Here is an 18,699-nt window from a genome sequence, read left to right on the forward strand (position 1 = left end):
TCGCCTGTTCACCCTTTCCTGCCATTCCCCTGCAGTTGCTCCAACGGCACCCGCCGCTCCACCGCGCTGGACAGAATGATCGAGGTCTTGCTGAAGCCCAACTGCGAGACCTGGTTGATCAACGCCTCCAGCTCATGCATCGACCCCACCGCCGCCTGCATGATCACGCAGGGGTCGCCGGTCACCCGGTGGCACTCGGTGAGCTGCGGGATGCGCGCCAGCGCATCGTAGGCCTGCTGGTTGCCATGGCTGGCCAGGCGCAGCTCGATCACGCATTGAATTGGCAAGCCGATCTTCTCCAGGTCGACCTTGGCCGCATACCCGGTGATCACCCCGCTGGCCTCCAGCTTGGCCACCCGCTCGGCCACCGCCGGGGCCGACAGGTTCACCTGGCGCGCCAGTTGCGCATAGGTGGCGCGGCCGTCCTCGAGCAGGGCGGCGAGCAGCATGCGGTCGTATTTGTCCATGTCGTTCAGGGTCTCCGGTCATTCAACGGAAAAGGGCCCGTATAACCGTTCATTACAAAGTGTTTTGGTGTTTTAAACGTGTTTTGTAACTTAAGTTTGCTGAGGGCGCTTTCTAAACTAAGTCACCCGTAAACGGATTTCGAGTGATTTTCCATGCCTGCCCCCCGTCGCTTTCCCTGGTTGCTGATCGGTGCCTTCCTTGCCTTGTACCTCGTCTGGGGCTCCACCTACCTGGCCATCCGCATTGGCGTGGAGTCGTGGCCGCCGATGTTGATGGCTGGCGTGCGTTTCGTCATCGCCGGCGGCTTGCTGTATGGCTTTCTGCGCTGGCGCGGCGTGCCAGCGCCCACCTGGCCGCAATGGCGCGCCGCCGGGGCCATTGGCTTCCTGTTGCTGAGCTGCGGTAACGGCGGTGTGACCCTGGCCGAGCATGCCGGGGTGGCTTCGGGCGTGGCGGCGCTGGCGGTGGCGACGGTACCGCTGTTCACCCTGCTGTTCGGGCTGTTGTTCGGGCATCGCAACTCGCGGCTGGAGTGGGCGGGGATCTTTCTGGGGCTGGCCGGCATCGGCTTGCTCAACCTGGGTTCGAACCTGCAGGCCAGTCCCATGGGCGCGGTGCTGATCCTGTTCGCCGCCGCGGCCTGGGCGTTCGGCTCGGTGTGGAGCAAGAACCTGCCGTTGCCCCAAGGCGCCATGGCCAGCGCCGCCGAGATGCTGGTCGGCGGCGGCGCGCTGCTGCTGGGCAGCGCCCTGAGCGGTGAACGCCTGGCCGAGATGCCGAGCGCCGCCGGTTGGGGCGCGTTGGCCTACCTGGTGTTCTTCGGCTCGATCGTCGCCTTCAGTTCGTACATGTACCTGCTCAAGCACGTGCGCCCGGCGGCGGCCACCAGCTATGCCTACGTCAACCCGGTGGTGGCGGTGCTGCTGGGCATCGCCTTCGCTGGCGAGCAGATCGGCGCCGAGGAGTGCATGGCGATGGCGGTGATCGTCGGCGCGGTGGTGCTGATCGGCTTGCCGCAGTGGCGCAAGGCGCCGCAACAGGCGCGGGCCTCCTAGGGCCGCCTTGCGTCGCGAAAGGGGCGCGAAGCGCCCCCCTCAGGTAAACTGCGCGCCGTCGCTGAACCCCCACACGGTATTGCCATGAATTTCGCCAAACTCGGCCTGATCGAACCGCTGCTGCGCACCTTGCAGCAGCTGGACTACACCACCCCCACCCCGGTCCAGGCCCAGGCCATCCCCGCCGTGCTGGCCGGCCGCGACCTGATGGCCGCGGCCCAGACCGGCACCGGCAAGACCGCTGGCTTCGCCCTGCCGGTGCTGCAACGCCTGGCCCTGGAAGGCGAGAAGGTGGCCAGCAATTCGATCCGCGCGCTGGTGCTGGTGCCGACCCGCGAGTTGGCCGAGCAGGTGCATGCCAATATCCGCCAGTACGCCGAGAACCTGCCACTGAGCACCTACGCGGTGTATGGCGGCGTCAGCCTCAACCCGCAGATGATGCGGCTGCGCCGTGGCGTCGACCTGCTGGTGGCCACCCCGGGCCGGCTGCTCGACCTGTTCCGCCAGAACGCCTTGAAGTTTGGCCAGGTGCAGACCCTGGTACTGGACGAAGCCGACCGCATGCTCGACCTGGGCTTCGCCGAGGAATTGCAGGCCGTCTATGCCGCGCTGCCGCGCAAGCGCCAGACGCTGCTGTTCTCCGCCACCTTCTCCGAGCAGATCCGCGTGCTCGCGGGGCTGGCCCTGAACGACCCGCTGAGCATCGAGGTCAGCCCGCGCAATGCCGCCGCCAGCACCGTCAAGCAGTGGCTGGTGCCGGTGGACAAGAAGCGCAAGGCCGACCTGTTCTGCCACCTGCTGCGCAAGCAGCGCTGGAAGCAGGTGCTGGTGTTCGCCAAGACCCGCAATGGCGTCGACCAACTGGTCGAGCGCCTGCTGGGCGAGGGCGTCAACGCCGACGGCATCCACGGCGACCGCCCCCAGGCCAGCCGCCAGCGCGCGCTGGACAGCTTCAAGGCGCGCGAGGTGCAGGTGCTGGTCGCCACCGATGTGGCCGCCCGCGGCCTGGACATCGACGACCTGCCGCTGGTGGTCAACCTCGACCTGCCGATCAACGCCGAGGACTACGTGCACCGTATCGGCCGCACGGGCCGGGCGGGCAACAAGGGCGAGGCGATTTCGCTGGTGTGCGCCGACGAGGTGCAATTGCTGGCGGCGATCGAGACCTTGACCCGCCAGACCCTGCCGCGCCATGAAGAGCCGGATTTCATCCCCGACCACCGGGTGCCGCAGACCGATGCCAACGGCCAGGTGCTGAAGAAACCGAAAAAGCCCAAGAAACCCAAGGAAAACAGCGCCAAGCGTGGGCTGGGCAAATGGATGGACAGCAGCACCGAGCCGGCGGCGCCGGTCAAGGCCGTGCGCAAGGTGCCGAGTTTCAACAAGCGCAAACCCTAAGCACGAATGCTCCCGCAGGCATCACCGCTGATGCTGGAAACAGCGTCGTACCTGTGGGGGCGAGCTCGCCCCGCGATGAGGCCGGCACTGATGCGACAAGGCAGTTGCTCCCGCAGGGGGCAATTGCCTCAGGGCTGAACCCACTTCGCCGCCGCCTGCCCAGCCCGCAAGCCACTGGCAAAACACGCCGTCAGCAGATACCCACCGGTCGGCGCCTCCCAGTCCAGCATCTCCCCGGCACAGAACACGCCCGGCAACTGGCGCAGCATCAACCCCTCATCCAGCGCCTCGAAGCGCACCCCGCCCGCCGTGCTGATCGCCTCGTCGAGCGGCCGTGTGCGCACCAGCTCGATCGGCAGTGCCTTGATCGCCCGCGCCAAGCGCATGGGGTCGGCGAAGGTCGCCGCGTCGGTCAGCTCGCGCAGCAGCGCCGCCTTCACCCCCTCGATCCCCAACTGGCCGTGCAGGTGCTTGGCCATCGACCGCGACCCGCGTGGCTTGGCCAACGCCTGGGCGACCTTATCCACAGGCCGGTCCGGCAGCAGGTCGAGCAGCAGGGTGGCGCGCCCGTCGCGATTGATCGCCTCGCGCAGCGGCGCCGACCAGGCATACACCAGGCTGCCTTCCACCCCTTGCGCGGTGAGGATGAACTCGCCTCGGCGCGCAGCGGCGCCGGGCACGCTCAGGGCGATGTTCTTCAGCGGCGCGCCGGCGAACTTGTCCTGGAGCAGTTGGCTCCAGCCCGCCACCTCGAACCCGCAGTTGCTCGGCTGCAACGGCGCGATATCCACACCCCGCCCGGCCAGCAGCGCCAGCCATGCGCCATCGGAGCCCAGACGCGCCCAGCTGGCGCCGCCCAGGGCGAGCACCACGGCATCGGCCCGCACCTGCAGCTCACCTTGTGGATAAGCCACCCGCAGCGCGCCGTCGGCCTGCCAACCCAGCCAGCGGTGACGGGTGTGGATAACCACCCCGGCGTCGCGCAGGCGCTTGAGCCACGCGCGCAGCAGGGGCGCGGCCTTCATGTCGCGGGGGAACACCCGGCCCGAGGTGCCGACGAAGGTTTCGATGCCCAGGCCGTGAATCCACTGGCGCAGGGCGTCGGCGTCGAAGCCTTGCAACAGGGCATCGACCTGCGCGCTGCGCTCGGCATAGCGCGCCACGAACGCCGGGTACGGCTCGGAATGGGTGATGTTCATGCCGCCGACGCCCGCCAGCAGGAACTTGCGCCCCACCGAAGGCATCGCGTCGAACACCTCGACCGCCACCCCGGCCTGGGCCAGGGCCTCGGCCGCCATCAGGCCGGAGGGGCCAGCGCCGATCACGGCAACGAGGGGGCGAGTAGGGGAGCGGGGGTCGGTCATGGCGGCGGCAGGCTGTGGAAAAGAGCCGGCATTCTACCCCAGCACACCCCGCGCAGGCACTGCACAAAAAACGATCAAAGCTTTGCAGGTCAGGCAGTTAAAGGGCCGTAGCGGCTTTCCCGCAGGTTATCCACAGGCGGTTCCACAGTCATTGTGCACAACCCAGCACCCGTGCGGCGCTGTGGTGCAGGATGCCGTGGCGCCGGGCCAGGGCCTCGCGGTCCTTGCTGTAGCCGCCACCGATCACCCCGACCACCGGGATGTCGCGGCCCAGGCAGTGGCGCAGCACCGCCTCGTCGCGGGCGGCCAGGCCCTGGTCGGTGAGTTGCAGGTAGCCCAGGGCGTCGTCCTTGTGCACATCGACGCCGGCGTCGTACAGCACCAGGTCGGGCTGGTACAGCGGCAGCAGGTAGTTGAGCGCGTCGTCGACCACCGCCAGGTAGGCGGCGTCGCCCATGCCGCGGGGCAGGGGGATGTCCCAGTCGCTCTGGGCCTTGCGCGCCGGGAAGTTCTGCTCGCAGTGCAGCGACACGGTGATCGCCTCCGGGGTGTCGTGGAGGATGCGCGCGGTGCCGTCGCCCTGGTGCACGTCGCAGTCGAAGATCAACACCCGATGCACCCGCCCGGCTTCAAGCAGGTAGCGGCTGATCACCGCCAGGTCGTTGAAGATGCAGAAGCCTGCCGGGTGGTCGTAGTGGGCGTGGTGGGTGCCACCGGCCAGGTGGCAGGCGATGCCGTGTTGTAAGGCCATCTCGGCGCTCAGCAACGAGCCGCCGACCGCCCGTACCGTGCGCCGGGCCAACGCTTCGCTCCAGGGCAGGCCTAGGCGGCGCTGGTCCTCGCGCGACAGTTCGCCGTTCATGTAGCGCTCGATGTAGGCGCGGTCGTGGGCCAGGGCGAGGATGTCGTTGGGGCAGAGCTCGGGGCGCAGCAGGGCCTGGTCGGTGGTCAGCCCGCTGGCGATCAGGTGGTCGTGCAGCAGGCGGAACTTGTCCATGGGGAAGCGGTGGTCCGGGGGGAATTCCGGGCTGTAGTCTTCGTGGTAGATCAGCGGTAGTGGCATGGTCGGGTCGTATGGCGGGCCTCTGGCGATGATGGCCGTCATCGCAGCCGTGGGGCAAGCCCGCTCCCACAGATACCCCGTGAAGTGTGAAGCCTGCGGGGTACTCGTAGGCGCGGGCTTGCCCCGCGATGCGGCCGCCGCTCACCCGGGAGCAGGGCATTGGCTGCCGAAAACCCCGCTGGCGCCTACGCTGTAGACTGCGACACCGTGAACCCGGAGTTGGCCCATGACCCCCATCCTCAGACTGGAGAGCGCGCGCCTGGTGTTGCGCCAATGGCAGGACGACGACCTGCGCGAGTTCGCCGCGCTGTGCGCCGACCCGCAGGTGATGCGCCACTTCCCCGCACCCATGACGCGCCTGGAGGCGGCGGCGCTGATCGGCCGGGTGCGCGGCCACTTCAATGAGTACGGCTTCGGCCTGTGGGCCCTGGAGCGCAAGGACAGCGGCGCCTTCATCGGCATGACCGGGCTGCTCAACGTCAATTTCGACGCGCCTTTCGCCCCCGCGGTGGAAATCGGCTGGCGCCTGGCGCGGCGCCACTGGGGCCTGGGCTTCGCCAGCGAAGCGGCGTGGACCTGCCTGCGCTGCGCCTTCGCCCAACTGCACCTGGACGAGGTGGTGTCGTTCACCACCGAGGGCAACCTGCCGTCGCAGAAGGTGATGCAGGCCATCGGCATGGCCCATGACGCGCAAGGCGCCTTCGAGCACCCGCGCCTGCCGCCCGGGCACCCGCTGCGCCCCCATGTGCTCTATCGCATCGACCGCGCGCGCTGGCAGAACAACCTGCGGGGTTGACCGCCCCGTCATGCCCGGTGGCGCCGACAAATTCTGTATCATCTGTGCCCATGACGCCCCTTGGAGAGCCCCCGATGAGCCATGTGTTGGACGACCTGGTCGACCTGTTGAGCCTCGAATCCATCGAAGAGAACCTGTTCCGCGGCCGCAGCCAGGACCTGGGTTTCCGCCAGCTGTACGGCGGCCAGGTGCTCGGCCAGTCGCTGTCGGCGGCCAGCCAGACAGTCGAGGACGCGCGCCACGTGCACTCGCTGCATGGCTACTTCCTGCGCCCGGGCGACGCGAGCATGCCGGTGGTCTACTCGGTCGACCGCGTGCGCGATGGCGGCAGCTTCAGCACCCGGCGGGTCACGGCGATCCAGAAGGGCCAGCCGATCTTCACCTGCAGCGCCTCGTTCCAGTACGACGAAGAAGGCTTCGAGCACCAGGTGCAGATGCCCGACGTGGTCGGCCCGGAGAACCTGCCCAGCGAGGTCGAGCTGGCCCGCGCCATGGCCGACAAGCTGCCCGAGCGCATCCGCGACAAGGTGCTGTGCGCCAAGCCGATCGAGATCCGCCCGGTGACCGAGCGCGACCCGTTCGACCCCAAGCCCGGCGACCCGGTCAAGTACGCCTGGTTCCGCGCCGACGGCGCGCTGCCGGACATCCCCGCGCTGCACAAGTACATGCTCGCCTACGCCTCGGACTTCGGCCTGCTGACCACCTCGCTGCTGCCCCATGGCAAGTCGGTGTGGCAGAAGGACATGCAGATCGCCAGCCTTGACCACGCCTTGTGGTTCCACCGCGACCTGCGCGCCGACGACTGGCTGCTGTACGCCACCGACAGCCCCTGGGCCGGCAACGCCCGTGGCTTTACCCGCGGCAGCATCTTCAACCGCGCCGGCCAGTTGGTGGCGTCCTCGACCCAGGAAGGGCTGATCCGTCACCGCAAGGATTGGGCATGAGCCTGGGCAGCATTCGGCACTGGGTGTTCGACATGGACGGCACCCTCACCGTGGCCGTGCATGATTTCGCCGCCATCCGCGAGGCGCTGGACATTCCGCCCGAGCACGACATCCTCACCCACCTGGCGGCGCTGCCGCGGCAGGAGGCCGAGGCCAAGCACGCCTGGCTGCTGGAGCACGAGCGCGACCTGGCGATTGCCTCGAAGCCTGCCAGCGGCGCGGTGGAGCTGGTGCGCGAGCTGGCCGAACGTGGCTGCCGCCTGGGCATCCTCACCCGCAACGCGCGCGAGCTGGCGCACGTGACCCTGGAGGCCATCGGCCTGGCCGATTGCTTCGCGGTGGAGCACATCCTGGGCCGCGACGAGGCCGCGCCCAAGCCCAGCCCCGATGGCCTGCTGAAGATCGCCCGGGCCTGGGGCGTGGCGCCGGAGGCGTTGGTGATGGTCGGTGACTACCGTTTCGACCTGGACTGCGGCCGCGCCGCCGGGGCGCGCACGGTGCTGGTGAACCTGCCGGACAACCCCTGGCCGGAGTTGGTGGACTGGCATGCCGCCGATTGTCGGGCGTTGCGGGCGATGTTGGGCTGAGGCCGGCGGCCCTATCGCAGGCTTGCCCCGCGATAGGGCCATCAGCGTCTAAGCTGCACTCACCCCTTACTCCACCCAAGGAGACCCCCATGCCCTTGAAGGCGATCTACGTCGAGCCCGGTGGCGGCTACGGCAATGTCCACCTCGGCGCCTGCGAAGCCCCCGCGCCCCAGCCCGGCGAAATCACCGTGCGCCTGCACGCCAGCTCCCTCAACTACCACGACTTCGCCGTGGTCAGCGGCATGTGGGGCCCGAGCGAACGGCGCATCCCCATGGCCGACGGCGCCGGCGAGGTCATCGCCGTCGGCGCCGGTGTCAGCGAGTTCAAGGTCGGCGACGCCGTGGTCAGCACCTTCTTCCCCGGCTGGCTCGACGGCCAGCCCGAGGTCGAAGGCTTCGCCTCGGTGCCGGGCGACGGCATCGACGGCTACGCCCGCGAGCAGGTGACCGCCCGCGCCACCGCCTTCACCCTGGCCCCGCAGGGCTACAGCCATGCCGAAGCGGCCACCCTGACCACCGCCGGCCTCACCGCCTGGCGCGCGCTGATGAGCGACGACCACCTCAAGCCCGGCGACACCGTGTTGGTGCAGGGCACCGGCGGCGTGTCGATCTTCGCCCTGCAATTCGCCAAGCTGGCTGGCGCCACGGTGATCGCCACCTCGTCCAGCGACGCCAAGCTCGAACGCCTCAAGGCCTTGGGCGCAGACCACCTGATCAACTACCGCAGCACCCCGGCGTGGGGCGAAAAGGCGCGGGCGCTCACCGACAACCGCGGCGTCGACCATGTGATCGAGGTCGGCGGCCCGGCGACCCTGGAGCAATCGATGATCGCCGCGCGCATTGGCGGGCACGTGTCGTTGATCGGCATTCTCACAGGCGTGGCCGGTCAGTTGCCGCTGGTGCAGGCACTGGTGCGGCAGATCCGCCTGCAAGGCGTGCTGGTGGGCAGCCGCGCGCAGCAGCAGGCGATGGTCCGGGCGATCGACGCCAATGGGCTGCGGCCGGTGGTGGACAAGCATTTCGAACTGGAGCAGATCGTCGAGGCGTTCCAGTACCAGGAGAGCAATCGGCATTTTGGCAAGATCTGTTTGAGTTGGTGATGCCCATCAGGGTGATCACCGGCAGATTCGCCGCACCATCATCATTCGGTGATGGCTGGCCCGATGCACTGGTCGAAGATGCGTTCCAGCGCCGAATAGTCGCAAACGACGGCATCGATGTTGGCGTCTATCCAGGCCTGTGGTTCCACACGCCACCAGTCGATCTCGAACCCTGCATTGAGGATCAGGTGTTCGAAGAGGATACGTTGGGCGCGCCCATTCCCTTCGCGAAAGGGGTGGACCATATTCAGGTCGCCAAAGCGCTCGGCGATGGCGACGATCAGCACGTCGCGTGCGTCGCCTTCGTACCAGCCTGCGCGAGCCATGGCATTGAAGACCTTGGTGGCCTCGGGTTCTATACGGTTGACATTGCAAAAGCGCGTATCACCCTTGGAGATATCGAGGGTACGGATGTCGCCTGCCCATTCGTAGATATCTTCAAACAGCGCGCGGTGCAGGTTTTGCAGGTAGGGCAGGTCGTAGGGGGGAGGGGTGAAGCCGATCTGGCTTGCGGCTAATTCTGAAAAGTCTCGCTCGGCATTGAACAACTCAGTGTCGTCATGGATGTTCAACCGGTTGGTCAGGACTGTTGTGCCGGGGTAGCAGTAGGCATCCTGCCCGACACCGTATTTATCCAAGGATCAACCCTGCCGGCGGTACTGGCGCAGAAGCTCTTCGCGCGTGGGAAGTTTGCGCTCTGCAGACTCCGGGGTGACGTCGTACCCTTCAAGCCGCAGGCTCGCCGTGTAATTGGAGCGTCGGGTCTTGATGCAATATGCCTTCTTGGTTTCCAAGCTGATGCCTTTCACTTGGGTACGCCTCGAATCAGGGGTGAACGAGCGTTGATTATAGCGAAAACAACGCCCCGTTGCGCAGGTTAAGCCGACCGGCGCGCCCTTACTTTCCATGACAATTGGCCGACATTCCCATACCCCCTCGGCCAGCCCCTCCTGCCTAGAATGCCCGGTTTCAAATGAGACCCATTCTCTGCCACGCCTGCCCCGAGGAATCCCCGATGCCCTCCATCTCCCGCCCCTGGCGGCGCCTGCTGCCCGCCCTGATGCTCCTCGCCGCCTGCGCCGGCCTCGCCCAGCCGGCCAGCGCGGTACAGGTGACCGACGTGCTGGGCCGCAGCGTCACCCTCGACCATGCCCCGCAACGCATCGTGCTCGGCGAGGGCCGCTTGTTCTTCGCCCTGGCGCTGCTCGACCGCGACAACCCGTTCCAGCGCGTGGTCGGCTGGCAGAACGACATGCGCCTGCTCGACCCGCACACCTACGAGGCCTACGCCCAGCACTACCCGGCCATCACGGAATTGCCGCTGATCGGCCAGGCCTCGGAGCAGAGCGTCAGCGCCGAGCAGATCCTCGCCTTGAAACCCGACCTCGCTATATTCAGCATCGCCGGCGAAGGCCCGACCCAGCACAGCCCGGTCGCCGACCTGCTGGCCCAGGCCGGGGTGCCGGTGCTGTTCATCGATTTTCGCGTGCACCCGATCCGCAACACGCGGGTCAGCCTGCAAGCCCTGGGCACCTTGCTCGGCCGTGACAAAGAAGCGCACCAGTACCTGGACTTCTACGACCAGCACCTGGCGCGAATCACCCAGCAGGTCGCCGGGCTCAAGGACAGCGAGCGGCCCAAGGTCTTCCTCGAGCTGCTGGCCGGCGTGTGGCAGGCGCCAGGGCACACCACCGGCAAAAGCGGCCTGGGCAGCGTGGTCGAGGCCGTTGGCGGGCACAACATCGCCGCCGACGTGGTGCCGGGCGCGCTGGGCGACGTCAGCGTCGAATACGTGCTCAAGGCCGACCCGGACGTCTACATCGCCACCGGCAACCGCGCCCCCGGCGTGCTGCTGGGGGCCGGTGTGAGTGCCGACACCGCCCGGCAGAGCCTGGCGAAGATCACCGCGCGCCCCGAGTTCGCGCCGCTGCGGCCGATCCAGGCCGGGCAGGCCCACGCCTTGTGGCATGACTTCTACAATTCGCCGTTCAACATTCTCGCCATCGAGGCCATGGCGCGTTGGGTCCACCCCGAGCGCTTCAGTGGCGTCGACCCGCAGGCGACCTTGGGCGAGATCAACGGCATGCTCAAGGTGGGGCTCGACGGCCACTACTGGATCGACGCCAAGTGACCGCACTGGCCCATGACGGCGCCGCCCTGGCGGCCTGGCGCTACCGGCGCCTGCTGTGGCGGCGGGCATTGCTGGTGATGGGGCTCGCGGCGTTGCTGCTGTTGTCGGTGCTCGGCGACCTGGCCAGCGGCGCCTCAGGGATGGGCCTTGGGCAGTTGCTGCACGGGGTGTTCGACCCGTCGGCCTTGAGCGCCACCGAGCGGGTGATCATCTGGAACGTGCGCCTGCCCTACGCGTTGATGGCCGTGCTGGTGGGCGGCGCGCTGGCGCTGGCCGGCGCCGAGATGCAGGCGATCCTCGACAACCCGCTGGCCAGCCCCTTCACCCTCGGCGTGTCGTCGGCGGCGGCGCTCGGCGCCTCGCTGGCCATCGCCTACCCGCTGGCCAGCCTGTGGATTGCGCCCAGTGTCCAGGTGACGGTGATGGCCTTCATCTTCGCCTGCCTGTCGGTGTTCCTGCTGCAAGCCATGGCGCGCCTGCGTGGCGCCGGCGTCGAGAGCCTGGTGCTGTTCGGCATCGCCCTGGTGTTCAGCTGCAATGCGCTGGTGTCGCTGCTGCAACTGCTGGCCACCGAGGACGTGCTGCAACAGTTGGTGTTCTGGACCCTCGGCAGCCTGGCGCGGGCCAACTGGCAGAAGCTCGGCATCCTCGCCGCGGTGCTGTTGGTGCTGCTGCCGTTCTCGCTGCGCGCCGCCCCGGCCATGACCCTGCTGCGCATGGGCGAGGACCGCGCGCGCAGCTTCGGCGTCGACGTGCGGCGCCTACGCTTCGCCTCGCTGCTGCGCATCAGCCTGTTGTCGGCCACGGCGGTGGCGTTCGTCGGCACCATCGGGTTCATCGGCCTGGTCGGGCCGCATATCGCCCGCTTGCTGGTGGGCGAGGACCAACGCTTCCTGCTGCCGGCCAGCGCCCTGGTGGGGGCGCTGCTGCTGTCGCTGTCGTCGATCGCCAGCAAGCTGATCCTGCCGGGGGTGATCGTGCCGGTGGGCATCGTCACCGCGCTGGTGGGGGTGCCGGTGTTCGTGTTGTTGGTATTCCGGCGGGGGAGACGCTTGTGAGTCTGTGTATCGAAGGGCTGTCGGTGGCCTATGGGGCGCGCACGATCATCCCGCAACTGAGCTTGCCGGCGTTGCCTGCCGGCAGCCTGGTGGCGTTGGTCGGGCCCAATGGCGCGGGCAAGTCCACGCTGCTGCGCGCCTTGGCGGGGCTGGAGCGGATGAAAGGGGCGCTGACGCTCGATGGCGAGGAGGTCACTCGCCTGGGCTTCGCCGAGCGTTCCCGGCGCCTGGCCTACATGCCCCAGCAACTGCCGCCGGGCATCGCGCTTGGGGTGCTGGAAAGCATCGTCGTGGGGCTGCGGGTCAGTGGCGCCGACGATGTGCTGGGCACCGCCTTCGCGGCGTTGCGTCAATTGGGCATCGAGCACCTGGCCGAGCAGCCGCTGGGCAGCTTGTCGGGCGGGCAGCGGCAATTGGTGGCGTTGGCTCAACTGCTGGCACGCAATCCGCGGGTGCTGTTGCTGGATGAGCCCACCAGTGCGCTGGACCTGCATTACCAACTGCGGGTGATGGACGCGGTGCGCGAGCGCGTGGCGGCGCACCGGTTGCTGGCGGTGGCGGTGCTGCATGACCTGAACCTGGCGGCCAGCCATGCCGATTGGCTGGTGATGCTGCACCAGGGGCGGGCAGTGGCCCATGGGGCGCCGGCCGAGGTGCTGCGACCGCAAGTGCTGGCTGAGGTGTATGGGGTGCAGGCGCGGGTGGAGCGGTGTTCGCAAGGGCGCTTGCAGGTCTTGGTGGATCGGGCGTTGCGCTGAGGTCGAGGGCCCTATCGCGGGGCTAGCCCCGCGATAGGGCCGTTGCAGACACCCCCATGTCGCAATCGAACCGATTCCTGGCGCGCCCGAACAATTTCCCCCCTCCCCACGCTGTTTGAATGACCCCGACCCAGCGGTCACCTCGCCCTCCAAAGCGTGAACAACGTCAACAACAGCGCTCTGCGGATTTGCCAATTCCCTGTTTTCAAAGGAGATTTCTAGCGTACGCCTGCCCCTTTTCCTTGTGTCAGCAAAAAAGAGAACAACATCAATGAACACCGTGGAATCCGATGGCAGCACCCTCGCGCAAGGGTTCAAGCCACGTCATGTAACGATGCTGTCGATCGCCGGCATCATCGGCGCCGGCCTGTTCGTCGGCTCCGGCCACGCCATCGCCGCCGCCGGGCCGGCCACCATTCTTTCGTATTTCGTCGCTGGCACGCTGGTGGTGTTGGTGATGCGCATGCTCGGCGAAATGGCCGTCGCCCACCCCGACACCGGTTCCTTCTCCACCTACGCCGACCAGGCCATCGGCCGCTGGGCCGGCTATACCATCGGCTGGCTGTACTGGTGGTTCTGGGTGCTGGTGATCCCCATCGAGGCGCTGGCGGCAGGGCATGTGCTCAACGCCTGGTTCCCGCAGGTCGACAGCTGGATCTTCGCCTTGGCCTCGGTGCTGCTGCTGGCCTGCACCAACCTGTTCAGCGTGGCCAAGTACGGCGAGTTCGAGTTCTGGTTCGCCATCCTCAAGGTCACGGCGATCCTCGGCTTCATCGGCCTGGGCTTCGCCGCCTTGCTGGGGTGGCTGCCCGAACGCGAGGTCAGCGGCCTGGGCACGTTGATGGAGCAGCACGGCGGCTTCGCGCCCAAGGGCGCGGCGGCGGTGATCGGCGCGTTCATCACGGTGATGTTCAGCTTCATTGGCACGGAGGCGGTGACCATCGCCGCCTCCGAGTCCAGCGACCCGTCGCGCAACATCGCCAAGGCCACGCGCTCGGTGATCTGGCGCATCAGCACGTTCTACATCCTGTCGATCTTCGTGATCATCTCCATCGTGCCGTGGAACGACCCGCAACTGGCGGTGGTGGGCTCGTACCAGCGGGCGCTGGAGATCATGAACATCCCCAACGCCGCGTTCATGGTCGACCTGGTGGTGCTGGTGGCGGTGACCAGTTGCATGAACTCGTCGATCTACATCGCCTCGCGCATGATGTATTCGCTGGCCAAACGCGGTGACGCCCCGGCGCTGCTCAAGCACACCTCCAAGGTTGGCGTGCCGCGCGCGGCGGTGTTCGGCAGCACGCTGATCGGCGCGGGCATCGCCATCCTCAACTACTTCGCGCCCAAGGGCGTGTTCGAGTTCCTGCTGGCCAGCTCCGGCGCCATCGCCTTGCTGGTGTACCTGGTGATCGCCATTTCCCAGCTGCGCATGCGCCGGCGCCTGGAGCGCGAGAACGCCGAGTTGAAGTTCCGCATGTGGCTGTTCCCCTGGCTGACCTGGGCGGTGATCGTGTTCATCGGTTGCGCGCTGGCGGTGATGATGTACACCGAGGAGCACCGGGCGGAGGTGAGTGCGACGTTGAGCCTGGCGATCTTCATTTCGTTCCTGGGGATCGTCACTGCGCGTGGGCATGGTCGCAAGCTGGCCGTGCGCTCGATGGGGTGAGCGGCGCGGTTGTAACTGATTATGAGGAGGGGCACCTGGACTAGGTGCCCCTCTGTCATATGCCCCAACGTCCTCGGAGCGGTCCGACATCTTCTGGCCCGTCCCTTGGATAGGCTTCCTGGTTTTGTTGATGCCAGGATTCCTTCAATGCAAGCACGACAGCAACCGGGCCAGGCAGACGCCTCGTCGCTTTCCAGGGATGATCGATTCGACGAGGTCGTGACCCTGATCCACTCGGCACGCCAGCGCTGCATGCAGGCGGTCAACACGCAGCTCGTCGAGCTGTACTGGCAGGTCGGGGCCTACATCAGTCGCAAGATTGAGCGTGCCGAGTGGGGCGATGCGGTAGTCAGCCAGCTGGCCGGGCACTTGGCACGGACGCAGCCGGGGTTACGGGGTTTTACCCGACCTAACCTGTTCCGCATGCGCCAGTTCTACGAAGCGTATCGCTACGACGGAGTTGTCTCACCGCTGGTGAGACAACTGCCGTGGACCCACAACATGATCATCCTCGGGCAGAGCAAGCGGGTGGAAGAGCGAGCGTTCTACCTGCGGATGGCCATCCGCGAACGGTGGTCCAAACGCGAACTGGAACGGCAGATGCAGACCGCCCTGTTCGAACGCAGTATCACCGACCCGCTCAAGGCGTCCGCATCCTTGACTCAGGCTCATCCACAAGCCCTGTCGGTATTTCGCGACGCCTATATGGTCGAGTTCCTCGACCTTCCCGAAGCCGATCTGCACAAAGGTCTGTTGCAGCGCTTGAAAGACTTTCTCGTCGAACTGGGGCGTGACTTCTGCTTCGTGGGTTCCGAGTATCCACTGCAGGTCGGCGGACGTGATTTTGCCGTGGATCTGCTGCTGTTCCACCGGGGGCTCAACTGCCTGGTCGCGGTGGAGCTAAAGGTCGGACGCTTCGAACCCGAGTACATGGGCAAGCTGGATTTCTACCTCGAAGCGCTGGATCGCAACGAGCGCAAGGCGCATGAAAATCCCGCCATCGGTGTTTTGCTGTGTGCCAGCAAGCATGACGAGGTGGTCGAGTACGCGCTCAATCGCAGCCTGTCACCCGCCCTTGTCGCCGAATACCAGACTTGCCTACCGGACAAAGCGCTGCTGCAAGCGAAGCTGCAGGAGTTCTATGCGCTCGATACCCGCTGAACCCCTTCATTCCTGTTGAACCTGTCGGGGCCGCTGCATGGCTTGAGTCCACGTGCGTGTGGCTTGCATCTGATTGCGCTGCGCAGCGGCCTGCGCGCTTTCAAGCAAGGCGCTAGGTAGCGAGCTTGCACCGCATAACCCCTTCCTCTCTCTCCAATGCTTGCAACCACTCGTCAAATAATCAATTGACGAATATCAGAATCAATATTAGCTTAACCATTAAATCGAACAATAAATATCGCATAGCGATACGTGAGGCTTAAATTGTACGATCCACTGGTTGATGCGACCCCCGGCCGAGCCCTGGCCCATGCGCCGTCCTACTGGGCCGACACCGCTGGCGCGCCGGTCGCCGACGATGGCCCGCTGCGTGGCGACGAGGCGGTCGAGGTGGCGATCATCGGCGCCGGCTACACCGGGCTCAGCTGCGCCCTGCACCTGGCCCGCGAACATGGCGTTCGCGCCGTGGTGCTGGAGGCCAACCAGACCGCCTGGGGCTGCAGCGGGCGCAATGGCAGCTTCGCGCGCATCTCCGGGGGCCGGGTGCCACTGGCGGCGTTGATCGAGCGCTACGGCGCTGACACCGCCAAGGCCTACTTCAACGAGATGCGCCAGGCGCTGGACACCACCCGTGCGCTGATCCGCGAGGGCAACATCGACTGCCAGGCGCAGCCCGACGGGGTCTACAAGGTCGCCAGCCGCGCCGAGCACGTGGCCTCGCTCAAGCGCGAACTCGGCCTGTACAACGACCTGCTCGACTACCCGGCGCGCTTCGTTGCCGCCGAGGAGCTGCAAGAGGTGCACGCTGGCGCCGAGTCATTCGGCGCGCTGCACATGCCCGATGGCTTCAGCATGCACCCGCTGAAACTGGCCTGGGGCATCCAGCGCATGGCCCGTGAGGCCGGCGCGCGGGTGCACACCGGCTCGCCGGTCACCGCCTGGACCAGCAGCGCCAACGGCCACCGCCTGGTCACCCCCGGCGGTGTCATCACCGCGCGCAAGGTGGTGGTCGCCACCAACGGCTACACCTCGCGCCAACTGCACCCGGCGCTGACCGGGCGGATCCTGCCGGTGCATTCGCAGATCATCGTCACCCGGCCGATGACGGCGGCGGAGAAGGCCGCCAGCCTGCCCGGCGGCGACTGCATGTTCGACACCCGCAACCTGCTGTTCTATTACCGCCGCCTGCCCGACGACCGCATCCTGTTCGGCGGGCGCAGCGCGGTGAATGGCCGCGATGCCGAGAACCCGCTGCACCGCCAGCGCCTGCTGGCCGCGCTGTGCCGCAAGTTCCCGGCGCTGGCCGGCATCGACGTGGACTACAACTGGGGCGGCTGGGTGGCGGTCACCAACAACTCGTTGCCGCACTGCTACCCCATCGAGGGCCTGAGCAACGCCTACACCGGCGGCGGCTATGCCGGCAGCGGCGTGTCGTTCTCGCTGCAGACCGGCAAGCGCCTGGCGCAGATGGCCTGCGGCGAGCAGCGCCCGACCGCGGTGCCGTTCCTGCACCAGGCGCCCAAGCCGTTCCCGTTCCAATCCTTCCTGCGTGTCGGCCAGCGCATGGCCTACGCCTGGTATCGCTTCAAGGACGCCGAGCGGGCGTCTGTCTGACTGACTGGAGAGCGTGATGATCTATAGCGAATACCTGATCGACGGCGAGCTGGTGCGTGGCCACGGCGATGCCTCGGTGGTGCTGGCACCGGCCGACGAGCGCGAGCTGCACGTGCTGGCCGACGCCTCGGCGGCGCAACTGGACGCTGCCGTGGACGCCGCCGAGCGGGCCTTCCCAGGCTGGGCGCGGACCCCGCCACGCCAACGCGGCTACCTGCTGCTGAAGCTGGCCGAGCGCATCGAGGCCGAGGCACAGGCCCTCGGCACCCTGGAAAGCCAGAACTGCGGCAAGCCGTTGCAAAAGGCCATCGGCCATGAAGTGCCGGCGGTCGCCGACGTGTTCCGCTTCTTCGCCGGCGCCGCGCGCTGCCTGCCGGGCAGTGCCGCCGGTGAATACGTCGCCGGCAGCACCAGCATGATCCGCCGCGACCCGCTGGGCGTGGTCGGCCTGATCGCGCCGTGGAACTACCCGCTGCTGATGGCCGCGTGGAAGCTCGCCCCGGCCCTGGCGGCGGGCAATACCGTGGTGTTCAAGCCCTCGGAACTGACCCCGCTGAGCGCCCTGTACCTGGCGCGGTTGTGCGCCGAGATCTTCCCGCGCGGGGTGGTCAACATCCTCTCCGGGCGTGGCGCCACCCTGGGCGCGCAACTGAGCGCCCACCCCAAGGTGCGCATGGTCTCGGTCACCGGCGACATCGCCACCGGCCAGGCGGTGGTCCGCGCGGCGGCCGGCAACCTCAAGCGCACTCACCTGGAGCTCGGTGGCAAGGCGCCGGTGCTGGTGTTCGCCGACGCCGACATCCCCGCAGCGGTGCGCATGTTGCGCACCGGCGGTTACTACAATGCCGGGCAGGACTGCACCGCGGCGTGCCGGGTATACGTGGCCGAGTCGGTGCGCGAGCAGTTCCTCGAGGGCCTGGTGGCCGAAGTCTCGACCCTGCGCACCGGCCACCCCGAAGACCCGGCCAGCGACTTCGGCCCGCTGATCAGCCGTCGCCAGCAGGAACGCGTGCAAGGTTTCGTCGAGCGCGCCGTGGCCTTGCCGCACGCTGAGCTGCTGGCAGGCGGGGCGATTCCCGACGGCCCAGGGTTCTTCTTCCAGCCCACGGTGATCGCCGGCGTGCGCCAGGACGACGAGATCGTGCAGAAGGAAGTGTTCGGCCCGGTGGTCTCGGTCACCAGCTTCGATGACGAAGAGCAGGTGCTGGCCTGGGCCAACGAAAGCGAATACGGCCTGTCGGCCTCGGTGTGGACACGTGACGTGAAAAAGGCCATGCGCACCGCCAGCCAGTTGCAGTACGGCTGCGTGTGGGTCAACCAGCACATGACCCTGGCCACCGAAATGCCCCACGGCGGGCTGCGCCAGTCGGGCTATGGCAAGGACCTGAGCCTGTATGGCCTGGAGGACTACACCAGCGTGCGGCACATCATGATCGACATCGGCTGAGGCTGGGCAACACACAAACACAACAACCAACAGGGAAGGCAACCGGACAGGACGTCCACACGTTTCGCCAACTGTCTAACTACAACAAA

Annotated in this window: 18 protein-coding genes; 13 read left to right on the forward strand and 5 right to left on the reverse strand. The window is 67.1% G+C overall.

Annotation, left to right across the window (positions count from 1 at the left end; translation table 11 throughout):
• Positions 1-8 precede the first annotated feature (8 nt).
• Positions 9-467 (reverse strand): Lrp/AsnC family transcriptional regulator, encoded by a 459-nt coding sequence (locus P0Y43_RS12135; protein ID WP_275637503.1) that lies wholly within the window; start codon positions 465-467, stop codon positions 9-11.
• A 153-nt stretch (positions 468-620) separates the two neighbouring features.
• Here P0Y43_RS12135 and yedA point away from each other — a divergent pair, with 153 nt between their 5' ends.
• Together yedA and P0Y43_RS12145 are read left to right on the forward strand one after the other, a co-directional pair.
• Positions 621-1,523 (forward strand): drug/metabolite exporter YedA, encoded by a 903-nt coding sequence (yedA, locus tag P0Y43_RS12140; protein WP_275637504.1) that lies wholly within the window; start codon positions 621-623, stop codon positions 1,521-1,523.
• 84 nt (positions 1,524-1,607) lie between these two features.
• Positions 1,608-2,921: a DEAD/DEAH box helicase gene (locus P0Y43_RS12145; protein ID WP_275637505.1), complete on the forward strand. Its 1,314-nt coding sequence runs from the start codon at positions 1,608-1,610 to the stop codon at positions 2,919-2,921.
• A gap of 128 nt (positions 2,922-3,049) precedes the next feature.
• Here P0Y43_RS12145 and P0Y43_RS12150 read toward each other — a convergent pair whose 3' ends face one another.
• Entirely contained in the window at positions 3,050-4,285 is a 1,236-nt protein-coding gene (locus tag P0Y43_RS12150; protein ID WP_275637506.1) for a TIGR03862 family flavoprotein, read from the reverse strand.
• Positions 4,286-4,433: 148 nt separating this feature from the next.
• Positions 4,434-5,348, reverse strand: coding sequence for a histone deacetylase family protein (locus tag P0Y43_RS12155; protein ID WP_275637507.1), 915 nt, complete (start codon positions 5,346-5,348; stop codon positions 4,434-4,436).
• A gap of 226 nt (positions 5,349-5,574) precedes the next feature.
• Between P0Y43_RS12155 and P0Y43_RS12160 the strand changes: the two genes are divergently transcribed.
• The 4 genes from P0Y43_RS12160 (at position 5,575) to P0Y43_RS12175 (ending at position 8,775) form a co-directional block, all read left to right on the forward strand.
• The gene (locus P0Y43_RS12160) at positions 5,575-6,144 is read left to right on the forward strand and encodes a GNAT family N-acetyltransferase (protein WP_275637508.1); all 570 of its coding nucleotides are present in this window, start codon (positions 5,575-5,577) and stop codon (positions 6,142-6,144) included.
• 74 nt (positions 6,145-6,218) lie between these two features.
• Positions 6,219-7,088 carry an acyl-CoA thioesterase II gene (gene tesB, locus P0Y43_RS12165; RefSeq protein WP_275637509.1) on the forward strand — a complete coding sequence of 290 codons (870 nt, stop codon included), beginning with the start codon at positions 6,219-6,221 and terminating at the stop codon, positions 7,086-7,088.
• Positions 7,085-7,675, forward strand: coding sequence for an HAD family hydrolase (locus P0Y43_RS12170; RefSeq protein ID WP_275637510.1), 591 nt, complete (start codon positions 7,085-7,087; stop codon positions 7,673-7,675). The genes tesB and P0Y43_RS12170 overlap by 4 nt, the downstream gene beginning before the upstream one ends.
• 89 nt (positions 7,676-7,764) lie before the next feature.
• Entirely contained in the window at positions 7,765-8,775 is a 1,011-nt protein-coding gene (locus P0Y43_RS12175) for a zinc-dependent alcohol dehydrogenase family protein (RefSeq protein ID WP_275637511.1), read from the forward strand.
• Positions 8,776-8,816: 41 nt separating this feature from the next.
• On the opposite strand, the gene P0Y43_RS12180 is transcribed toward P0Y43_RS12175, so the two are convergent.
• On the reverse strand, positions 8,817-9,413 hold the full coding sequence (locus tag P0Y43_RS12180) for a putative adenosine monophosphate-protein transferase Fic (protein ID WP_275637512.1): 597 nt from the start codon (positions 9,411-9,413) through the stop codon (positions 8,817-8,819).
• A 3-nt stretch (positions 9,414-9,416) separates the two neighbouring features.
• Complete coding sequence (locus tag P0Y43_RS12185) at positions 9,417-9,584, reverse strand: YhfG family protein (protein WP_275637513.1); 168 nt, start codon at positions 9,582-9,584, stop codon at positions 9,417-9,419.
• A 206-nt stretch (positions 9,585-9,790) separates the two neighbouring features.
• Between P0Y43_RS12185 and P0Y43_RS12190 the strand changes: the two genes are divergently transcribed.
• From P0Y43_RS12190 to P0Y43_RS12220, 7 genes are all read left to right on the forward strand, one after another.
• The gene (locus tag P0Y43_RS12190; RefSeq protein WP_430540243.1) at positions 9,791-10,906 is read left to right on the forward strand and encodes an ABC transporter substrate-binding protein; all 1,116 of its coding nucleotides are present in this window, start codon (positions 9,791-9,793) and stop codon (positions 10,904-10,906) included.
• Positions 10,903-11,964 (forward strand): FecCD family ABC transporter permease, encoded by a 1,062-nt coding sequence (locus tag P0Y43_RS12195; RefSeq protein ID WP_275637514.1) that lies wholly within the window; start codon positions 10,903-10,905, stop codon positions 11,962-11,964. The genes P0Y43_RS12190 and P0Y43_RS12195 overlap by 4 nt, the downstream gene beginning before the upstream one ends.
• Positions 11,961-12,722 carry an ABC transporter ATP-binding protein gene (locus P0Y43_RS12200; protein WP_275637515.1) on the forward strand — a complete coding sequence of 254 codons (762 nt, stop codon included), beginning with the start codon at positions 11,961-11,963 and terminating at the stop codon, positions 12,720-12,722. Before P0Y43_RS12195 ends, P0Y43_RS12200 begins: the two co-directional genes overlap by 4 nt.
• A gap of 271 nt (positions 12,723-12,993) precedes the next feature.
• On the forward strand, positions 12,994-14,388 hold the full coding sequence (gene gabP, locus P0Y43_RS12205; RefSeq protein WP_275637516.1) for a GABA permease: 1,395 nt from the start codon (positions 12,994-12,996) through the stop codon (positions 14,386-14,388).
• 147 nt (positions 14,389-14,535) lie between these two features.
• Positions 14,536-15,549: a PDDEXK nuclease domain-containing protein gene (locus tag P0Y43_RS12210; RefSeq protein WP_275637517.1), complete on the forward strand. Its 1,014-nt coding sequence runs from the start codon at positions 14,536-14,538 to the stop codon at positions 15,547-15,549.
• Positions 15,550-15,813: 264 nt separating this feature from the next.
• Positions 15,814-17,163 (forward strand): NAD(P)/FAD-dependent oxidoreductase, encoded by a 1,350-nt coding sequence (locus tag P0Y43_RS12215; RefSeq protein WP_275637518.1) that lies wholly within the window; start codon positions 15,814-15,816, stop codon positions 17,161-17,163.
• A 16-nt stretch (positions 17,164-17,179) separates the two neighbouring features.
• Entirely contained in the window at positions 17,180-18,610 is a 1,431-nt protein-coding gene (locus P0Y43_RS12220) for a gamma-aminobutyraldehyde dehydrogenase (protein ID WP_430540244.1), read from the forward strand.
• Positions 18,611-18,699: the final 89 nt, after the last annotated feature.

It is taken from the genome of Pseudomonas entomophila (assembly GCF_029193575.1).
GTDB classification, from domain to species: domain Bacteria; phylum Pseudomonadota; class Gammaproteobacteria; order Pseudomonadales; family Pseudomonadaceae; genus Aquipseudomonas; species Aquipseudomonas entomophila_G.

Coding starts and splice junctions, on each gene's coding strand:
- P0Y43_RS12135 (WP_275637503.1), bottom strand. CDS start 467: ATGGACAAATACGACCGCATGCTGCTCGCCGCCCTGCTCGAGGACGGC.
- yedA (WP_275637504.1), top strand. CDS start 621: ATGCCTGCCCCCCGTCGCTTTCCCTGGTTGCTGATCGGTGCCTTCCTT.
- P0Y43_RS12145 (WP_275637505.1), top strand. CDS start 1,608: ATGAATTTCGCCAAACTCGGCCTGATCGAACCGCTGCTGCGCACCTTG.
- P0Y43_RS12150 (WP_275637506.1), bottom strand. CDS start 4,285: ATGACCGACCCCCGCTCCCCTACTCGCCCCCTCGTTGCCGTGATCGGC.
- P0Y43_RS12155 (WP_275637507.1), bottom strand. CDS start 5,348: ATGCCACTACCGCTGATCTACCACGAAGACTACAGCCCGGAATTCCCC.
- P0Y43_RS12160 (WP_275637508.1), top strand. CDS start 5,575: ATGACCCCCATCCTCAGACTGGAGAGCGCGCGCCTGGTGTTGCGCCAA.
- tesB (WP_275637509.1), top strand. CDS start 6,219: ATGAGCCATGTGTTGGACGACCTGGTCGACCTGTTGAGCCTCGAATCC.
- P0Y43_RS12170 (WP_275637510.1), top strand. CDS start 7,085: ATGAGCCTGGGCAGCATTCGGCACTGGGTGTTCGACATGGACGGCACC.
- P0Y43_RS12175 (WP_275637511.1), top strand. CDS start 7,765: ATGCCCTTGAAGGCGATCTACGTCGAGCCCGGTGGCGGCTACGGCAAT.
- P0Y43_RS12190 (WP_430540243.1), top strand. CDS start 9,791: ATGCCCTCCATCTCCCGCCCCTGGCGGCGCCTGCTGCCCGCCCTGATG.
- gabP (WP_275637516.1), top strand. CDS start 12,994: ATGAACACCGTGGAATCCGATGGCAGCACCCTCGCGCAAGGGTTCAAG.
- P0Y43_RS12210 (WP_275637517.1), top strand. CDS start 14,536: ATGCAAGCACGACAGCAACCGGGCCAGGCAGACGCCTCGTCGCTTTCC.
- P0Y43_RS12220 (WP_430540244.1), top strand. CDS start 17,180: ATGATCTATAGCGAATACCTGATCGACGGCGAGCTGGTGCGTGGCCAC.